This window comes from Streptomyces cirratus (assembly GCF_014650775.1).
In the GTDB taxonomy this organism is placed as follows: Bacteria; Actinomycetota; Actinomycetes; order Streptomycetales; family Streptomycetaceae; genus Streptomyces; species Streptomyces cirratus.
Genome location: NZ_BMVP01000002.1, coordinates 284,197 through 301,986 on the forward strand (window position 1 = coordinate 284,197; position 17,790 = coordinate 301,986).

The following is a 17,790-nucleotide window of genomic DNA, read 5'->3' on the forward strand; positions in this document are numbered from 1 at the left end:
CATGGTGTTGTGATTATCGGTGTGGGCATTGACGTTGCCGAGATCGAGCGGTTCGGCGCCGCCCTGGAGCGGACGCCGCACCTCGCGCAACGGCTCTTCGTCGACGCCGAGTTGACCCTGCCGAGCGGCGAGCGACGCGGGACCGCCTCGCTCGCCGCCCGGTTCGCGGCCAAGGAGGCACTCGCCAAGGCGCTCGGCGCGCCCGGCGGGATGCTGTGGACCGACGCCGAGGTGTACGTCGAGGAGACCGGGCAGCCACGGGTGCGGGTGTCCGGGACGGTCGAGGCACGGGCGTCGGCGCTCGGCGTGAAGTCGTGGCACATCTCGCTCAGTCACGACGCGGGCGTGGCCTCCGCCGTGGTCATCGCCGAGGGGTAGCCCCGGTTATCGGGCAGGGTGGTGGCATGCGTACTGCTTACAGCGTGGAGACCGTACGGGCCGCCGAGCGCGAGCTGATGGCGCGGCTGCCGGAGGGCACTTTGATGCGGCGGGCGGCGGCCGGGCTGGCCGCCTCGTGCGCCGGGCTGCTGCGCAGGGTGTACGGCGCGCGGATCGTGTTGCTGGTCGGCCCGGGGGACAACGGCGGCGACGCCCTGTACGCGGGCGCGCGGCTGGCCCGGCGCGGCGCCGGGGTGACGGCCGTGCCGATGGACCCCGGGCGGATGCACCCGGGCGGGCTGGCCGCCCTGCTGGGCGCGGGCGGCCGGGTGGCGTCGGCGGTGCCCGGGCGGGCGGACCTGGTGGTGGACGGACTGCTCGGGATCGGCGGCCGCGGTGGACTGCGGCCCGCCGCCGCGGCCTTGGTGGAGCGGATCCCGCCGGGCGCGGTGGTGGTGGCCGCGGACCTGCCGAGCGGGGTGGACGCGGACACGGGCGAGGTGGTCGGGGCGGCGGTACGGGCCGACGTCACGGTGACGTTCGGGGCGTACAAGCCGGGGCTGCTGATCGACCCGGGGGCTTCGCGGGCCGGCGCGGTACGGCTGGTGGACATCGGGCTCACCCTCCCCGCGCCGGACGCGCAGGCGCTGCAGCACGCCGATGTGGCGGGGCTGCTGCCGGAGCCGGGCGCGGCCAGCGACAAGTACCGCCGGGGCGTGGTCGGGATCGTCGCCGGGTCGGCCCGGTACCCGGGAGCGGCGGTGCTGGCCGTCGCGGGAGCGCTGCGCGGAGGCGCCGGCGCGGTGCGGTACGTGGGCCCGGCGGCGGTCGGGGAGGCGGTGCTGGCCCGGTACCCGGAGACGCTGATCGGGCGGGGCCGGGTGCAGGCCTGGGTGGTCGGGCCGGGGCTCGGGGACGAGCGGCGCGCGCAGGTGCTGGAGGACCCGGTGCCGGTACTGGTGGACGCCGACGGGCTGCGCGGGCTGGACCCGCAGGCGCTGCGGGCCCGGACGGCGCCGACGTTGCTGACCCCGCACGCGGGCGAGGCCGCGGCACTGCTGGGCGTCGGGCGCGAGGAGGTGGAGGCGGGCAGGCTGGCCTCCGTACGGGCGCTGGCACAGCGGTACGGGGCGACGGTGCTGCTGAAAGGCTCGACGACGCTGGTCTGCGACGGCACGGCCCCCGTCCGGGTCAACCCGACCGGGACCCCGTGGCTGGCCACGGCCGGCAGCGGTGACGTGCTGTCGGGCCTGGCGGGCTCCCTGCTGGCGGCGGGTCTGTCCGGCCCGGACGCCGCTTCCGTGGCGGCGTACCTCCACGGCCTGGCGGCCCGCCGCGCGGCGTCGGGCGCCCCGCTGCACGCCCACGAGGTGGCCGAAGCCCTCCCGGCCGCCTGGCGCGACGTCCGCACGCCCTGACCGGACGGGACCGGACCGCAGCCCCGCCCGCACCGGCGCGGGCGCGGCGGGGGGTTCTGAGAGACTGTGCTCGATGAACGAGACACCGACGCGCGCGTACGCCGAGATCGACCTAGCCGCCGTGCGGAGCAACGTGCGCGCTTTGCGCGAGCGGGCGCCCAGGGCCGAGCTCATGGCCGTCGTCAAGTCGGACGCGTACGGGCACGGGGCCGTCCCCTGCGCCCGCGCCGCCCTCGACGCCGGGGCGACCTGGCTCGGCACCGCGACCCCCGAGGAAGCGCTCGCGCTGCGCGCCGCGGGGATCCGCTCCCGGATCATGTGCTGGCTGTGGACGCCCGGCGGCCCCTGGCGCGAGGCCGTCGAGGCCGATCTGGACGTGTCCGTCAGCGGGACGTGGGCCCTGGACGAGGTGCGGGCCGCCGCCCGCGAGGCCGGGCGGGTCGCACGCGTCCAGCTCAAGGCCGACACCGGCCTCGGCCGGGCCGGCTGCCAGCCCGCCGACTGGGCGGAACTGGTGGGCGCCGCCGTCGCCGCGCAGGCCGAGGGGACCGTCCTCGTCACCGGTGTGTGGTCGCACTTCGCCTGCGCCGACGAGCCCGGCCACCCCTCCATCGCCCTCCAGCTCACCGCCTTCCACGAGATGCTCGCCTACGCCGAGAAGGAGGGCATCGAGCCCGAGGTACGGCACATCGCCAACTCCCCGGCCACGCTCACCCTCCCGGAGAGCCACTTCGACCTCGTGCGCTGCGGCATCGCCGTCTACGGCGTCTCGCCCGCGCCCGAGTTGGGCACGCCCGAGGAACTCGGGCTGCGCCCCGCCATGACCCTCAAGGCCTCCGTCGCGCTGGTCAAGACCGTGCCCGCCGGTCACGGAGTCAGCTACGGCCACCACTACGTGACGGAACGTGAGACCCGGCTGGCCCTCATCCCCGTCGGGTACGCGGACGGCATTCCGCGTCACGCCTCCGGAAGCGGCCCGGTCCTGGTCGGCGGCGCGATCCGCCGGGTCGCGGGCCGGGTGGCCATGGACCAGTTCGTCGTCGACATCGACGGCGCCGACGTCAGCGCCGGGGATCCGGCGGTCCTCTTCGGGCCGGGTGACCTGGGAGAACCGACCGCCGAGGACTGGGCCGGGGCGGCGGGCACCATCGCGTATGAGATCGTCACCCGTATCGGGGGCAGAGTGCCCAGGGTGTACCGCAACGGCTGAATACGGCTGCGTACGGCTGCGTACGGCTGAGTGAGGACGGCGACCGCGTGAGCGAGAACTGGCGCAAGGCCGGCTGGGCCGGCGCGGCCATCGGTGTCATAGCCGCCGGCGCGGCCGCCGGTGTCGCGGTCGAACGGATCACCGTCGGACGCGGCATCCGCCGGAAGGCGCGGCTCGCGCTCGACGCCGCCGGCGACTACGGCTCCCTGCGCGGGACGGCGGGCGTGTGCCGCGCCGAGGACGGCACCGAGCTGTACTACGAGGCCGACGAACTGCCCGAGGAACCGGCCCGGCGCGGACGGCTGCGGCGCAAGAAGCCGCCCGCCGCGACCGTCGTCTTCTGCCACGGCTACTGCCTCGGCCAGGACTCCTGGCACTTCCAGCGCGCCGCCCTGCGCGGAACCGTCCGATCGGTCTACTGGGACCAGCGCAGCCACGGCCGCAGCATGCGCGGCCTCTCCCAGGCAGACGGCGAACCGGTGACCATCGAGTTGCTCGGCCGCGACCTCAAGGCGGTGATCGACGCCACCGCCCCCGAGGGGCCGTTGGTGCTGGTCGGCCACTCCATGGGCGGTATGACCATCATGGCGCTGGCCGAGCAGTTCCCGGAGCTGGTGCGGGAGCGGGTGGTCGGCGTGGCCCTGGTCGGCACCTCCAGCGGCCGGCTGGCCGAGGTCACGTACGGCCTCCCGGCCCTCGGCATGGGCGCCGTACGCCGTCTCCTGCCCGGGGTGCTCAAGGTGCTCGGCTCGCAGGTGGAGCTGGTGGAACGCGGCCGCCGGGCCACCGCCGACCTCTTCGCGGGCATGATCAAGCAGTACTCGTTCGGCTCCGGGGACGTCGACCCGGGTGTCGCCCGCTTCGCCGAGCGGCTGATCGAGGCGACCCCGATCGACGTGGTCGCCGAGTTCTACCCGGCCTTCCAGATCCACGACAAGACCATCGCGCTCCAGCGGTTCACGGACATCCCGGTCACCGTCATCGCCGGGGACCACGACATGATCACCCCGCCCGAACACAGCGCCGCCATCAAGGACGTGCTGCCGGCCGCCGAACTGGTGGTCCTGGAGAACACCGGGCACCTGATGATGCTGGAGCGCCCGGACGCGGTGACGGCGCTGCTGACCGGGCTGCTGGCGCGCACCGGCGCCGTGCCGCAGGCGCTGCCCGGGGACGCGCCCGGCGCCGTATCCGCCGGGGGCGCCGGAGCGACTAACGTTGGCGCGCATGGAAGAAGTACCGCGAGAAGCGCCGCGCAGCCCGGCTCCTGAGGCCTTCGCCTCCGGGACGGCCGAAGGCGCCGCCGCCCAGACCCTGATCACCGTCGACTCGCCCGACTCCATGAGCGAGCTGGGCCGTCGCATCGCCGGCCTGCTGCGGCCGGGCGACCTCGTCCTGCTGACGGGCGAGCTCGGCGCGGGCAAGACCACCCTGACGCGCGGCCTCGGCGAGGGCCTCGGCGTGCGCGGGGCCGTCACCTCCCCGACCTTCGTCATCGCCCGCGTGCACCCGCCGCTGGGCGACGGGCCGGCGCTGGTGCACGTGGACGCGTACCGGCTCGGCGGCGGGCTGGAGGAGATGGAGGACCTGGACCTCGACGTCTCGCTGCCCGAGTCCGTGGTCGTCGTCGAATGGGGAGACGGCAAGGTCGAGGAGCTCTCCGACGACCGGCTGCACGTGGTGATCGCCCGCGCGGTCGGCCACGAGGAGGTCCTGGACGACGTACGGGAGGTCTCGGTGCGCGGGATCGGTGCGCGCTGGGCCGGCGCGGCCGACGCCCTGGCCGCACTGGCGGAGCGCGTCGCCCGGTAGCCGACCGTCGGCCGGGGCCGAACGTCCCGACATCACGTCGGGAAAACGTTGCGCGAGTGCGGATGCTCGTGGTCACATGGTACCGAGCGCTGGTTAGGTGTACCTAAGTTCGGCGCCCCGGGCCGGTCCAGGAGGCAGCCATGTCGGCAGCAGGAGCAGCACGCGCAGCAGCGGGAGCAGGGCGAGCGCCGGGTGCGGTCGTGTCCGTGGGGGCGCTGCTCGCCTCCTGCGCGGCCGCCAGCGCCGTGTCCACGCCGCCCGCGCGCGTCCCCGTACGGCCCGCGTCCCAGGAGGAGGCCGCAGGGGCCGCCGGGACCGCCATGGCCGCCGGTGCCCGGGAAGACGAACAGGCCGCTGCGGACTCCGAAGCGGCCTGACGCCCTCTACGGGCATCGCCCGTACGGGTGAGACATGAAGGGGGCCCGTCAGGGAAACCCGAAGGGGCCCGTCAGGGAACGACGACCACCTTGGTGTTGATCGTCGCGAAGGCCCACATCGCGTCGCCGTCCGCCCGCGACATGCGGATGCCGCCCGTCTTCTTCGTCTGGTCCGGCTGCGGGAGCGCGCCGTCCACGCGGGCGCTGAAACCGATCGCGATGCCGTCGGTGGTGGCGAAACGTACGACGTGCTCGATCGGCACGCCGTCCGAACCGGTGACCGTGCCCGAGCGCGAGCCCACCGGGTAGCTGCCCGGCACCGGATGGACCGTGCTCGGCACGACCGCGAAGGACTTCGGCTCCTGGCCGTCCTCGCCGACCAGCCACACGCGCTTTTGGGACACCGAGTAGACGACCCGCACCCCGGTCCCGGAGTCGGCCGGCACCGCGGCGGGCTTCGACGGGTCCGGCCTGGCGGGGCCCGGTGCGGGCGCGGGCGCCTGCGGGGCCGCCTTCGCGGGGCGCGCGGGCGCCGTGGCCGAGGCCTGGTAGCCGAGGAAACCGACGGCGGCCAGCGCCGCGACGGTGAGCCCGGCCACGATTCCCGAGCTGCTGCGTGCCACCTTGCTCCGCCTTCCCGCGGTCTCCCGCGTGTACGTCCTCATCGGGCTTGCGTCGTAGGGCCCCGGTCCCGGCCCGGCACCCCAATGCCCGGTCGAACACCGCACCGACGGCCTCGGTCGAAAGGTAGCAGCCGGGGTGGCCCGCGACCGGCCGCAAGGGCCGGGGCCCCGGGAGTCGTAGGCTGTTCGCGTGCTCTTGCTCGCTGTAGATACCGCCACGCCCGCCGTCACCGTCGCCCTGCACGACGGCGAGTCAGTCCTCGCCGAGTCGAACCAGGTCGACGCGCGCCGTCACGGGGAGCTGCTGCTGCCCTCCGTCGACAAGGTCCTCGCCGAGGCCGGGGTGAAACTCGAAGCCGTCACCGGCATCGTCGTCGGCGTCGGCCCCGGTCCTTACACCGGGCTGCGCGTCGGCCTCGTCACCGCCTCCACCTTCGCCGCCGTCCTCGGCGTCCCGGTGCACGGCCTGTGCACCCTGGACGGCCTGGCATACGCGGCCGGCGCAGCCGGGATCGAGGGCCCCTTCACCGTCGCCACCGACGCCAGGCGCAAGGAGGTCTACTGGGCCCGGTACGAGGACCCGCGCACGCGCGTCGGCGAGCCCGCCGTGGACCGCCCCGCCGACATCGCCGAGCAGGTCGCGGGGCTGCCCGCGGTCGGGCAGGGCGCGCTGCTGTACCCGGACGTCTTCACCGATGCCCGCCCGCCCGAGCACCAGAGCGCCGCCGCCCTCGCGGCCCTGGCGGCGGAACGAATCGCCGCCGGTCTGGAGTTCCTGCCTCCGACCCCGCTGTACCTGCGCCGCCCCGACGCCCAGGTGCCCAAGAACTACAAGGTGGTCACCCCGAAGTGACCGCGGTACTGCGCGAGATGCGCTGGTGGGACCTGGGGCCCGTGCTGGAACTGGAACACGAGCTGTTCCCCGAGGACGCCTGGTCCGCGGGAATGTTCTGGTCGGAGCTCGCCCACGCGCGCGGCCCGCACGCCACCCGGCGCTACGTCGTCGCCCAGGAGCCGGACACCGGCCGCATCGTCGGCTACGCCGGACTGGCCGCCGCCGGGGACCTGGGCGACGTACAGACCATCGCCGCGGCCCGCGACCAGTGGGGCACGGGCCTCGGCGCCCGGCTGCTCGACGACCTGCTGCGCGCCGCGACCGCCTTCGAGTGCGCCGAGGTACTGCTGGAGGTACGGGTGGACAACACCCGCGCACAGAAGCTCTACGAGCGCTTCGGCTTCGAGCCGATCGGCTTCCGCCGGGGCTACTACCAGCCCGGCAACGTCGACGCGCTCGTGATGCGCCTTTCCGATCCCGCACACTCCGTCCTCGCGGACGGACCCGTACAAGGTGAGACCCATGGCTGACGAACCCCTCGTCCTCGGCATCGAGACCTCCTGCGACGAGACCGGCGTCGGCGTCGTCCGCGGCACCACCCTGCTGGCCGACGCGGTCGCCTCCAGCGTCGACGAGCACGCCCGCTTCGGCGGGGTCGTGCCCGAGGTCGCCTCCCGCGCGCACCTGGAGGCCATGGTCCCGACCATCGACCGCGCCCTCAAGGAAGCCGGCGTCAGCGCCCGCGACCTCGACGGCATCGCCGTCACCGCGGGTCCGGGCCTGGCGGGGGCGCTGCTGGTGGGCGTCTCGGCGGCCAAGGCGTACGCGTACGCGCTCGGCAAGCCGCTGTACGGGGTCAACCACCTCGCCTCGCACATCTGCGTCGACCAGCTGGAGCACGGGCCGCTGCCCGAGCCGACGATGGCGCTCCTGGTGTCGGGCGGGCACTCCTCGCTGCTGCTGGCGCCGGACATCACCGCCGACGTACGGCCGCTGGGCGCGACCATCGACGACGCGGCCGGCGAAGCCTTCGACAAGATCGCCCGGGTGCTCCAGCTGGGCTTCCCCGGCGGTCCGGTCATCGACCGGCTCGCGCGGGAGGGCGACCCGAAGGCGATCAACTTCCCGCGCGGGCTGACGGGGCCGCGCGACGCGGCGTACGACTTCTCCTTCTCCGGCCTCAAGACGGCGGTGGCCCGCTGGATCGAGGCGAAGCGGAAGGCGGGCGAGGAGGTGCCGGTGCGCGATGTGGCGGCGTCCTTCCAGGAGGCCGTGGTGGACGTGCTGACCCGCAAGGCGATCCGCGCCTGCAAGGACGAAGGCGTCGACCACCTGATGATCGGTGGCGGTGTCGCGGCCAACTCCCGGCTGCGGGCACTCGCCCAGGAGCGGTGCGACGACGCGGGGATCATCCTGCGCGTGCCGCGGCCCAAGCTGTGCACGGACAACGGCGCGATGGTGGCCGCCCTCGGCGCGGAGATGGTCAAGCGGAACCGTCCGGCCTCGGACTGGGACCTGTCGGCGGACTCCTCGCTGCCGGTGACCGACCCGCACGTGCCGGGGACCGGTGGCGGCCACGGGCACGGCCACGGGCACACGCACGACCACGACCACGTGCACGAGCTGAGCAAGGACAACCTCTACTCATGAGCACGGTCGCGCTGATGTGGGAGGCCCGGGCGGTGCCCGGCCGGGGCGACGAGCTGCTGGAGTGGGCCCGTGCCCAGGTCCTGTCCCGGGAGCCGGTGCGCCGCGAGGTGCTGCGGGCCCCGCAGGACCGGGTGCTGGTGGTCACCTGGTGGGAGGCCGCCGAGGGTGTGGCGGCGCAGCTGCCCGAGCTTCCCGAGCCGGCCGCGGACCTGATCACCCGGGCGGTGCACCGCTGGCGGTTCGAGTCGGTGGAGGTCACGGGCGGCTGAGCGCCGGTCGAGTGACCCTGTATCAGGTCCCCGTACGGTCATGTGCATGCCCCGTCGTGACCTGCCGCCTCCGCCGCCGCCCGCGCACCTGCGGGAGTGGCTGGACGAGTCCGTCGTACGCGCCGACCGGGCGCGCTTCCTCCAGGAACTGGGCCGGTGCATCCTCGGCCCGGGCCGGCTGCTGACGCTCTGGGCGGTGGCCGCCGTCTTCGCCCTCGGCTGGAGCCTCATCGGCATGGCCCTGAGGGCGGTCGAGGGCCACGACCCGCTCTCGTACCTCTTCGGGCTCGTCTACGCCGCGCTCGGCGCGGGCGTGCTGGTCCCCGCCGTGATCTGGTTCGCCAAGGCCGCCGAACGGGACCGGCAGCTGCGCCACCTGCTGTGCGCGTGGGCCGAGTCCGACCGGGACCCGGCCGCGGCGGCCCTGGTACGCGCGCCCTGGCGGAGCCTGACCTGGCTGCTCACCTCCGTCGCCCTCGGCGCGCTCGGGCTGTGGGTGACCTTCGCGGCGGCGGCGGAGGCCCGGCCGGGCGAGGTGACGTACGGCGAGGTCACGTACTTCATGGGCCTCGGCCTGATCCTGTGGATCACCGCCCTCCTCGGCCTCGGCAAGGCCGGCGCCCACCACCGCTGGTCCGTACGCGCCTTCGGGACGGGCGACAGGGGCGTGTCCGGCCAGGCCGCCGGGGGGTCGGCCGGCGGCGGCTCTACGGCCCGCTCACGGGCGCCCCGATCAGCATCGAGGGGGCACCGTCCACGCGGGTCAGGATCACGGTCGCCGAGTGCGGCCCCTGGGGCTTGACCTTCTTGCGCAGCTCCTCCGGCTCGATCGCCGAACCGCGCTTCTTCACCGTCAGGACGCCGACGCCGCGCTCGCGCAGCAGGGCCTTGAGCTTCTTCAAGCCGAAGGGCAGCACATCGGTGATTTCGTACGCGGTCGCGTACGGGGTCGCGCGCAGCTCGTCCGCGGTGATGTAGGCGATGGTCGGGTCGATCAGCCGGCCGCCCAGCTGCTCGGCGACCTCCGCGACGAGGTGGGCCCGGATCACGGCGCCGTCGGGCTCGTAGAGGTACCGGCCCACCGGCCCCGCCTCCGGGTCGGGCAGCGGTTCGGCGGTGCGCAGCGCGCGCGGGCCCGGCAACAGGGTGGCCCGTACGCTGCCGGGCTCCGTCCCGAACCACAGCACGGCCTCCTTCACGTCCCCCTGGTCGGAGATCCATTCGGCCTCGGCGTCCGCCGGGACGGCCTCGTGCGGGATCCCGGGGGCGATCTTGATGGCGGCGTACGGGGCGCTGCGCGCGGCCGCGACGGCCCAGGACAGCGGCGGCGAGTAGCTCTCGGGGTCGAAGACCCGGCCCCGGCCGCCACGCCGCGCCGGGTCGATGAAGACGGCGTCGTGGCCCGCGGTGTCGACGCCGGTCACGTCCGCCTCCCGGACCTCGATCAGGTCCGCCAGCCCGAGCGCCTCGGCGTTGGCCCGGGCGACGGCGACCGTCAGCGGGTCGCGGTCCACCGCCAGCACCCGGATGCCCAGCCGGGCCAGGGCCAGGGCGTCCCCGCCGATGCCGCAGCACAGGTCCGCGACGCTGCGCACGCCGAGGGCCGCGAGCCGGCCCGCGCGGTACTCCGCGACCGAGGCGCGGGTGGCCATCTCCCCGCCGCCAGGGGTGAAGTACATCCGGAAGGCGTCCTCGGCCCCGAACTTCGCCACCGCCCGCTGCCTCAGACGGGCCTGCCCGAGCGCGGCGGAGACCAGGGCGGCGGGGTGCTCGCGGCGCAGCCGGGTCGCCACGGCCAGCTCCTGGGCGGGGTCGTAGTCGTGGAGCGAGTCGAGGAGGGCGCGTCCCTCGGGGGTGAGCAGGGCGGCGAAGTCTTCGGGGGTCACGGGGTCCATTGTCGGCCAGTGTGGGCCAGTCGATGGAAGGTCGGGGTCCGCTCGCGGTGTCTGCCGGGGCCCGGGGGGAGTGTCCTGGGAGTATCCGCGCTATGCAGCCTGTACGACAAAAGGGAAATAAGACGCAACAAGGTCATCGGCCCGCGGCGCGCCCGCTCGGCCGGTACGGGGTGGCCCTCGCCGCGCTGCTGGTGGCCGCGCTGGGCACCGCATGCGGCTCCTCGAACCCGCCGGCCACCAAGCCCAAGGGCGCCGAGGGCGCGGGCGCGGCGGGCGCGCTCGCCAACCCGGCCGAGCAGCAGAAGGCCGCCCAGCAGGCCCGGGCCGTCGCGGCGAAGAAGTGGAAACTGGCCAAGCCGCCACTGACCGCCCCGCCCGCACCCAGGACGAAGCCGGAGATCACCACCCGCGACGGCTTCGAGGTCGAGGGCCAGGAGGACCTCCCGCCGGTCTTCACCACGGTTCCCACCGAGGACAAGGTCGTCTTCCTGACCATCGACGACGGTGCGGAGAAGGACCCCGAGTTCCTCAAGATGATGAAGGAGCTCCACCTCCCCTACACGGCCTTCCTCAGCGACTACCTGGTGCGGGACAACTACCCGTACTTCAAGGAGATGCAGGCCGCGGGCGTCACCCTGAACAACCACACGCTCAACCACCGCTACCTGCCGGCCCTCGACTACGAGCAGCAGCGCGAGGAGATCTGCGGCCAGCAGGACACCATCCAGAAGCAGTTCGGCAAGCGGCCGACACTCTTCCGGCCGCCCTACGGCAACTACAACCAGGACACGCTGCGGGCCGCGAAGTCCTGCGGCATCAAGGCCGTCCCCCTGTGGAACGCAGAGGCGTTCCCGAACCGGATGGACTGGCGGGAATGGGACCGCGACCTCCATCCTGGTGACATCATCCTCACGCATTTCCGGGGGCGGGAGGACTGGAAGGGCACCATGCCTGACATGATCCGTCATGTCATGAAGACCGTCACGGACAAGGGATACGCCGTGGCCCGCCTGGAGGACTACTTGTGAAGTACGCGCGCCGGCTGGTAGCCGGGATGCTCGCAGCCGGCGCGCTCGCGCTGTCCCTGTCGGGGTGCGGGAACAGCGTGGACCCCATCGAACGACTGGGGCGCAAGACCCAGCAGGAGACGGGGAAGCCCTCGGCCTCCCCGTCCGCCGGCGCCTCGTCCCCCGCCCCCGTGGCCTCGGCGGACGACGCGTACCGCAAGTGGGGGCTGGCGGCCCCGGTCCAGTACGCGCCGAAGCCCGCCCAGAAGCCGCAGCTCCCCAAGGCCGCGCCGGGCAAGCCGGCCGTCATAGACCGAATACCCGTCGCGCCGACTGACAAGGTCGTCTTCCTGACCTTCGACGACGGCGCGGAGAAGGACCCGCAGTTCCTCAAGATGGCGGCCGACCTCAAGCTGCCGATCAGCATGTTCCTGACGGACAACGTGGCCTCGTCCGACTACGGCCACTTCCAGACGCTGCGCGACAACGGCAGCGGCAGCACGATAAACAACCACACGCTGACCCACCCCAACCTGCGCACGCTGGACCTCGCGGCGCAGAAGAAGGAGATATGCGGTCAGCAGGAACGCCTGGAGAAGCGCTTCGGCGCCAAACCGGTCCGCTTCCGCCCGCCGTTCGGCAACTACAACGACGACACCCTCAAGGCCGCCTCCGAGTGCGGCATCTCCCAGGTCATCCTGTGGCGCGTGTCGATGCAGATCACCGGCTTCCAGTACGCCGAAGGCTCCGCGCTCCGCCCGGGCGACATCATCCTCGCCCACTTCCGCGGCCCGGCGGAACTCAAGGGCGAGACGGAAACCCAGATGACCACCCACATGCTCCAGCGCATCCAGGAACAGGGCTTCAAGATCGCCCGCCTGGAGGACTACCTGTAGGGACGGGGGCTTCGGGGGCGGTGCCGGCCGCGGCGCCCGGGGCCCTGGCGGCCGGCGCCCGTCGCGGGCCGGTCGCAGGCGGCTAGCCGGCGCGTTCGGCGAGGCTGCGTTCCACGCAGAACTCGTTGCCCTCCGGGTCGGCCAGGGTCACCCAGCCGGTTCCGTCGGGCCTGCGGTGGTCGCCCACGACGGTTGCACCCAGGGCGACGACGCGGTCCACCTCCTCGTCGCGCGACCGGTCCTGCGGCTGCAGGTCCACGTGCACCCGGTTCTTCACCGTCTTGGCGTCGGTCACCGTCACGAAGAGCAGAGTCGCGCCGGGTGCCCGTACCAATGCCTCGGGGTCGCCGGGGAAGTCATCGTCGGCGAGCGAGCCGTCGAGGACGGCGGCCCAGAACTGCGCCAAGCGGTAGGCGTCGGAGCAGTCGATGGTGATGTGTCGTATGAGAGAAGACATTGACGCACTATCGATCAGGTCCGCCACCCGTGTCCACGGACTTTGCCACCCGGACGGTCTAGTGCTGTGAACCTTTCCGGTCACAGCGCTAGGGCGTGTTTCGAAAGTAGCGCCGACCGCCCGAAGGGCGGGCCCCGCGGCGTCCGGTGCGTGCGATCGCAAGGCGGAGGGTCGCCCTCGTACCGGGCCGTACGCGGGCGATCCCGACAACGCGGCGAGCGTGCGTGCCGGGCGTCGCGGGGCAGGCGGGACTTTCGAAACGCGCCCTAGACCCCCGCCCCCACCGGCCGCAGCGTCGTGTCCGCCGGGCCGGTGGCGTCCGCCTCGCGTTGGCGTTCCGCGCTGTCGCTGATGCGCAGGAGCAGGGCGATCATGAGCCAGTTGGCCAGGAGGGACGAGCCGCCCTTCGCCAGGAAGGGCAGGGCCTTGCCCGTCAGGGGGATCAGGCCCGTCACACCGCCGGCGACCACGAACACCTGGAGCGCCAGCGCTGCCGCCAGGCCCACCGCCAGGAGCTTGCCGAACGGGTCCCGCGCCGCCAGCGCCATCCGCAGGCCCCGCTGGACGAGGAGCGCGTAGAGCAGCAGGACCGCCATCACCCCCGCGAGGCCGAGTTCCTCGCCCACGGTGGTCAGGATGAAGTCGCTCCGCCCCGCGAACTTGATCAGCTCGGGGTGGCCCATGCCGAGCCCGGTGCCCGTGATGCCGCCCGTGCCGAAGCTGAACAGCGCCTGCGCCGACTGGTCGGAGGTGACGCCCGGGGGCGGGTCGGCCCAGTAGTAGGACAGGGGGTTGAGCCAGGCGGCCACGCGCGCCTTCACGTGCGGCTCGGTCGAGCCCACCACGAAGGCGCCGCCCGCCGCCATGACCAGGCCGCACACGATCCAGCTGGTGCGCTCCGTGGCGACGTACAGCATCACCACGAACACGCCGAAGAAGATGAGCGACGTCCCCAGGTCCCGTTCGAAGACGAGCACCAGCAACGACAGGACCCACACCGTGACGATCGGCCCGAGCTGCCGCATCGGCGGCAGCCGCACACCCAGGAACCTGCGGCCCGTCAGGGCCAGCGAGTCCCGGTGGACGACCAGGTAACCCGCGAAGAAGACCGCGATCATGATCTTCACGAACTCGCCGGGCTGGAGCGAGAATCCGAACAGGATGATCCAGCGCTTCGCCCCGTAGGTGTCCGCGCCGAAGAAGGCCGGCGCGATGAGCAGCACCAGCGCGACGGCCATCGTGATGTAGATGAAGCGCTGCAGCAGTCTGTGGTCACGCAGCAGCGCCACCACCAGCAGGCAGGCGGCGACCCCGACCACGGTCCACATCAGCTGCCCGGGAGCGTTCGCGTCGGACCCGTAGCGCTCGATGTACCCCTGGTCGAGGCGGTTGATGAGGACGAGTCCGAGCCCGGTCAGCAGCATGGCGAGCGGGAAGATCAGCGGATCCGCGTACGGCGCGAACCGGCGGATGCCGAGGTGCCCCACCAGCGACAGCAGCGTCAGGCTGATGGCGAAGCCGGTGAGCTTCGGCGGCAGTACGCCGTTCATCGCCAGACCGGCTGCGGCGTGACCGAAAACGGCGATGCCGACGACGAGGACGAGCAGCAATGCTTCGGTACGACGGCGCGCGCCGGCCACCGTCAGCGGCCTCAGTCCCCGCACGGGATGCCTTCGCCGCCGGTATTAGGGCGTTTTATCTTCATATCCACTACGACGAGGAAGCCCTGGTGATGGTTCCTGGAGGCCCGCCCGGGGCCGACCGGGAGAGGGTGATCCGCAATCCGTCGGGTGGTGTGTTGGCACTCCGCTTGACCGAGTGCTAATCGCCGGAATAGTCTCGCACCTGGCACTCGCCCCTGGTGAGTGCCAACACAGCGACAGGCAGGTCCGGCACCCGCGACGACGGATCGACCTGGTCGCCACCTCAGACAGTTAACCCCGGATCTCCGAAGGGGGAGGTCGGATCGTGACGACCGCCAGCTCCAAGGTTGCCATCAAGCCGCTTGAGGACCGCATTGTGGTCCAGCCGCTCGACGCCGAGCAGACCACGGCCTCCGGCCTGGTCATCCCGGACACCGCGAAGGAGAAGCCCCAGGAGGGCGTCGTCCTTGCGGTCGGTCCGGGTCGCTTCGAGGACGGCCAGCGTCTCCCGCTGGACGTCAGCGTCGGCGACATCGTGCTGTACAGCAAGTACGGCGGCACCGAAGTGAAGTACAGCGGCGAGGAGTACCTCGTCCTCTCGGCCCGCGACGTGCTCGCGATCGTCGAGAAGTAAGCCACTTCTCCAGTTTTGCTTTGAGCTACGCCCCTGGTCACCCTGCTGATGCCGGGGGGCGAGGGGCGTAGTTCGTTCTAGGCGGTGGCGGTCGCGGTGAGCGGCCGAGGATCGCAACGAGAGGACTGAACCGCTCCCATGCCGAAGATTCTGAAGTTCGATGAGGACGCCCGTCGCGCCCTTGAGCGCGGCGTGAACAAGCTTGCCGACACGGTGAAGGTGACGATCGGCCCCAAGGGCCGCAACGTCGTCATCGACAAGAAGTTCGGCGCGCCCACCATCACCAACGACGGTGTCACCATCGCTCGCGAGGTCGAGCTGGACGACCCGTACGAGAACCTGGGCGCCCAGCTCGTGAAGGAGGTGGCGACCAAGACCAACGACATCGCGGGTGACGGCACCACCACCGCCACCGTGCTGGCCCAGGCGCTGGTCCGCGAGGGTCTGCGCAACGTCGCCGCCGGCGCCTCCCCGGCCGCCCTCAAGAAGGGCATCGACGCCGCCGTCAAGGCCGTGTCGCAGGAGCTCCTCGCGACCGCCCGCCCGATCGAGGACAAGTCCGACATCGCCGCCGTGGCCGCGCTCTCCGCGCAGGACCAGCAGGTCGGCGAGCTCATCGCCGAGGCGATGGACAAGGTCGGCAAGGACGGTGTCATCACCGTCGAGGAGTCCAACACCTTCGGCCTGGAGCTGGAGTTCACCGAGGGCATGGCCTTCGACAAGGGCTACCTCTCGCCGTACATGGTCTCCGACCAGGAGCGTATGGAGGCCGTCCTCGACGACCCGTACATCCTGATCAACCAGGGCAAGATCTCCTCCATCCAGGACCTCCTGCCGCTGCTGGAGAAGGTCATCCAGGCCGGCGCCTCGAAGCCGCTGCTGATCATCGCCGAGGACGTCGAGGGCGAGGCCCTGTCGACCCTGGTCGTCAACAAGATCCGTGGCACCTTCAACGCCGTCGCCGTCAAGGCCCCCGGCTTCGGTGACCGCCGCAAGGCGATGCTCCAGGACATGGCCACCCTCACCGGTGCCACCGTCATCGCCGAGGAGGTCGGCCTCAAGCTCGACCAGGCCGGTCTCGACGTCCTGGGTACCGCGCGCCGCGTGACCATCACCAAGGACGACACCACCATCGTCGACGGTGGCGGCAGCTCCGACGAGGTCCTCGGCCGCGTCAACCAGATCAAGGCCGAGATCGAGTCCACGGACTCCGACTGGGACCGCGAGAAGCTGCAGGAGCGCCTGGCGAAGCTCGCCGGCGGCGTCTGCGTCATCAAGGTCGGCGCCGCCACCGAGGTGGAGCTCAAGGAGAAGAAGCACCGCCTCGAGGACGCCATCTCGGCGACCCGCGCCGCGGTCGAGGAGGGCATCGTCTCCGGCGGTGGCTCCTCCCTCGTCCACGCCGTGAAGGTGCTGGAGGGCAACCTCGGCCTCTCCGGCGACGAGGCCACCGGTGTCTCCGTCGTCCGCCGTGCCGCGGTCGAGCCGCTGCGCTGGATCGCCGAGAACGCCGGCCTCGAGGGCTACGTCATCACGGCCAAGGTCGCCGAGCTCGACAAGGGCCAGGGCTTCAACGCCGCGACCGGCGAGTACGGCGACCTGGTCAAGGCCGGCGTCATCGACCCGGTCAAGGTCACCCGTTCCGCGCTGGAGAACGCCGCTTCCATCGCCTCCCTGCTGCTCACGACCGAGACCCTGGTCGTCGAGAAGCCGGCCGAGGAAGAGGCCGACGCCGGTCACGGCCACGGTCACGGCCACAGCCACTGACCCCGTCAGGGCTGAGCTGAACTGAGGAAGCCCCGGTCCCCGCCGCTGCGAAGCGGTGGTGACCGGGGCTTTCCCGTGCGGTGGGTGCGCCGTGCGCACCCCGTGCGCGTCACATGCCCATGTCCTGGGTGGTGCCGCCCGAGCCCATGGGCATGTTCATGCCCAGCTGGCGCATCAGCCCGGGGGCGTCGTAGTACCACCAGCCCTCCGCGACCCGGCCGTCCTCGATCCGGAAGGTGGTGCAGCCCGACATGGCGACCTCCTGTCCCGTCGCGGGGACCCCCATGAACTCGCCCTTCTGCCTGCCGGTCCAGTTCCACAGGGTGCTGACGCAGTCGCCTTCGGCGATCTGGCGGTGCAGGTCGAACGTGAAGTCGAAGGCGTCCCGCCACATCGTCATGCTCCGGCGCAGCCCCTCGCGGCCGTCGGCGGCGCCGGGCATTCGCATCATGTCGTGGTCCATGTAGCCGGCCGCGACGCACTCCTCCATGACGTCGAAGTTCCCCTTCTCCGCCAGGTCCTCGAAGATCCGGTTCACGAGCAGCTTGTTGAGGTACTCGTCGCGGACCACGTCCAGGTTCATGAACTTCGGCATGCCGTCGCAGAGGGACACCATTTCCTGGAACATCCGGTCCGTCTCGGGCAGCTGAGAGTTCCTCATGGCCTCCTCGTACGAGGGGAATTCGACGAGATCGACGTAGTGCGTCTTGGCGTCGCGGTCGCGGCCGATCATCGTGTGGGTGACCGTCCGCCGGCCGCTCGCCTGCTCCGCCCAGCGGTCGATGAGCGCGTTCATCTCTTCGAACCGCTTGGTTTCGTAATCGATTACCTGTACGAAAGTCATCGCGTCGCCTCCGGGGTGGATGAGACACATCCAGTTTAGGGAGGTTCGCCCCGGTCGGCGCCGCGCTCCGGGGAC

General features: G+C 72.2%; 20 protein-coding genes. 15 read left to right on the forward strand and 5 right to left on the reverse strand.

Annotation, left to right across the window (positions count from 1 at the left end; all coding sequences use genetic code 11):
* The first annotated feature begins 9 nt into the window (after nucleotides 1-9).
* The 6 genes from IE207_RS06255 (at nucleotide 10) to IE207_RS06280 (ending at nucleotide 5,195) form a co-directional block, all read left to right on the forward strand.
* Nucleotides 10-378, forward strand: a complete 369-nt coding sequence (locus tag IE207_RS06255; protein ID WP_190183014.1) for a holo-ACP synthase — start codon at nucleotides 10-12, stop codon at nucleotides 376-378.
* Nucleotides 379-404: 26 nt separating this feature from the next.
* Complete coding sequence (locus IE207_RS06260) at nucleotides 405-1,796, forward strand: NAD(P)H-hydrate dehydratase (RefSeq protein WP_190183015.1); 1,392 nt, start codon at nucleotides 405-407, stop codon at nucleotides 1,794-1,796.
* Nucleotides 1,797-1,869: 73 nt separating this feature from the next.
* A complete protein-coding gene (gene alr, locus IE207_RS06265; RefSeq protein WP_190183016.1) occupies nucleotides 1,870-3,006 on the forward strand; it encodes an alanine racemase in 1,137 nt (378 codons plus the stop codon).
* A gap of 26 nt (nucleotides 3,007-3,032) precedes the next feature.
* Nucleotides 3,033-4,277 (forward strand): alpha/beta fold hydrolase, encoded by a 1,245-nt coding sequence (locus tag IE207_RS06270; RefSeq protein ID WP_373304687.1) that lies wholly within the window; start codon nucleotides 3,033-3,035, stop codon nucleotides 4,275-4,277.
* Nucleotides 4,234-4,818 carry a tRNA (adenosine(37)-N6)-threonylcarbamoyltransferase complex ATPase subunit type 1 TsaE gene (gene tsaE / locus IE207_RS06275; protein WP_373304673.1) on the forward strand — a complete coding sequence of 195 codons (585 nt, stop codon included), beginning with the start codon at nucleotides 4,234-4,236 and terminating at the stop codon, nucleotides 4,816-4,818. The genes IE207_RS06270 and tsaE overlap by 44 nt, the downstream gene beginning before the upstream one ends.
* A gap of 200 nt (nucleotides 4,819-5,018) precedes the next feature.
* Nucleotides 5,019-5,195 carry a hypothetical protein gene (locus tag IE207_RS06280; RefSeq protein WP_190183018.1) on the forward strand — a complete coding sequence of 59 codons (177 nt, stop codon included), beginning with the start codon at nucleotides 5,019-5,021 and terminating at the stop codon, nucleotides 5,193-5,195.
* A 71-nt stretch (nucleotides 5,196-5,266) separates the two neighbouring features.
* Here IE207_RS06280 and IE207_RS06285 read toward each other — a convergent pair whose 3' ends face one another.
* The gene (locus IE207_RS06285) at nucleotides 5,267-5,818 is read right to left on the reverse strand and encodes a L,D-transpeptidase (RefSeq protein WP_190183019.1); all 552 of its coding nucleotides are present in this window, start codon (nucleotides 5,816-5,818) and stop codon (nucleotides 5,267-5,269) included.
* A gap of 190 nt (nucleotides 5,819-6,008) precedes the next feature.
* Here IE207_RS06285 and tsaB point away from each other — a divergent pair, with 190 nt between their 5' ends.
* Genes tsaB through IE207_RS06310 form a run of 5 tightly spaced genes read left to right on the forward strand, consistent with a single transcriptional unit; the run spans nucleotide 6,009 to nucleotide 9,374 of the window.
* Complete coding sequence (tsaB, locus tag IE207_RS06290; RefSeq protein WP_190183020.1) at nucleotides 6,009-6,671, forward strand: tRNA (adenosine(37)-N6)-threonylcarbamoyltransferase complex dimerization subunit type 1 TsaB; 663 nt, start codon at nucleotides 6,009-6,011, stop codon at nucleotides 6,669-6,671.
* 17 nt (nucleotides 6,672-6,688) lie between these two features.
* A complete protein-coding gene (gene rimI / locus IE207_RS06295; protein ID WP_190183592.1) occupies nucleotides 6,689-7,183 on the forward strand; it encodes a ribosomal protein S18-alanine N-acetyltransferase in 495 nt (164 codons plus the stop codon).
* A complete protein-coding gene (tsaD, locus tag IE207_RS06300; RefSeq protein ID WP_190183021.1) occupies nucleotides 7,176-8,303 on the forward strand; it encodes a tRNA (adenosine(37)-N6)-threonylcarbamoyltransferase complex transferase subunit TsaD in 1,128 nt (375 codons plus the stop codon). The genes rimI and tsaD overlap by 8 nt, the downstream gene beginning before the upstream one ends.
* On the forward strand, nucleotides 8,300-8,572 hold the full coding sequence (locus tag IE207_RS06305; protein WP_190183022.1) for a hypothetical protein: 273 nt from the start codon (nucleotides 8,300-8,302) through the stop codon (nucleotides 8,570-8,572). Before tsaD ends, IE207_RS06305 begins: the two co-directional genes overlap by 4 nt.
* Nucleotides 8,573-8,618: 46 nt before the next feature.
* On the forward strand, nucleotides 8,619-9,374 hold the full coding sequence (locus IE207_RS06310) for a hypothetical protein (protein WP_190183023.1): 756 nt from the start codon (nucleotides 8,619-8,621) through the stop codon (nucleotides 9,372-9,374).
* Here IE207_RS06310 and IE207_RS06315 read toward each other — a convergent pair.
* Nucleotides 9,280-10,467 carry a THUMP-like domain-containing protein gene (locus tag IE207_RS06315; RefSeq protein WP_190183024.1) on the reverse strand — a complete coding sequence of 396 codons (1,188 nt, stop codon included), beginning with the start codon at nucleotides 10,465-10,467 and terminating at the stop codon, nucleotides 9,280-9,282. The two genes, IE207_RS06310 and IE207_RS06315, sit on opposite strands and share 95 nt — an antisense overlap.
* Nucleotides 10,468-10,559: 92 nt before the next feature.
* On the opposite strand from IE207_RS06315, the gene IE207_RS06320 reads away from it, so the two are divergent.
* Nucleotides 10,560-11,495 carry a polysaccharide deacetylase family protein gene (locus tag IE207_RS06320; RefSeq protein ID WP_190183025.1) on the forward strand — a complete coding sequence of 312 codons (936 nt, stop codon included), beginning with the start codon at nucleotides 10,560-10,562 and terminating at the stop codon, nucleotides 11,493-11,495.
* Complete coding sequence (locus IE207_RS06325) at nucleotides 11,492-12,370, forward strand: polysaccharide deacetylase family protein (RefSeq protein WP_308433553.1); 879 nt, start codon at nucleotides 11,492-11,494, stop codon at nucleotides 12,368-12,370. Before IE207_RS06320 ends, IE207_RS06325 begins: the two co-directional genes overlap by 4 nt.
* Nucleotides 12,371-12,452: 82 nt before the next feature.
* Here the strand turns inward: IE207_RS06325 and IE207_RS06330 are convergent, their stop codons facing one another.
* Nucleotides 12,453-12,827: a VOC family protein gene (locus IE207_RS06330; protein WP_190183026.1), complete on the reverse strand. Its 375-nt coding sequence runs from the start codon at nucleotides 12,825-12,827 to the stop codon at nucleotides 12,453-12,455.
* 266 nt (nucleotides 12,828-13,093) lie between these two features.
* Nucleotides 13,094-14,491 carry an FtsW/RodA/SpoVE family cell cycle protein gene (locus tag IE207_RS06335; RefSeq protein WP_190183027.1) on the reverse strand — a complete coding sequence of 466 codons (1,398 nt, stop codon included), beginning with the start codon at nucleotides 14,489-14,491 and terminating at the stop codon, nucleotides 13,094-13,096.
* A 304-nt stretch (nucleotides 14,492-14,795) separates the two neighbouring features.
* On the opposite strand from IE207_RS06335, the gene groES reads away from it, so the two are divergent.
* Together groES and groL are read left to right on the forward strand one after the other, a co-directional pair.
* Nucleotides 14,796-15,104 carry a co-chaperone GroES gene (gene groES, locus IE207_RS06340; RefSeq protein ID WP_030230757.1) on the forward strand — a complete coding sequence of 103 codons (309 nt, stop codon included), beginning with the start codon at nucleotides 14,796-14,798 and terminating at the stop codon, nucleotides 15,102-15,104.
* Nucleotides 15,105-15,242: 138 nt separating this feature from the next.
* On the forward strand, nucleotides 15,243-16,871 hold the full coding sequence (gene groL, locus IE207_RS06345; protein ID WP_190183028.1) for a chaperonin GroEL: 1,629 nt from the start codon (nucleotides 15,243-15,245) through the stop codon (nucleotides 16,869-16,871).
* A gap of 109 nt (nucleotides 16,872-16,980) precedes the next feature.
* Here the strand turns inward: groL and IE207_RS06350 are convergent, their stop codons facing one another.
* On the reverse strand, nucleotides 16,981-17,715 hold the full coding sequence (locus IE207_RS06350; RefSeq protein WP_190183029.1) for an ester cyclase: 735 nt from the start codon (nucleotides 17,713-17,715) through the stop codon (nucleotides 16,981-16,983).
* Nucleotides 17,716-17,790: the final 75 nt, after the last annotated feature.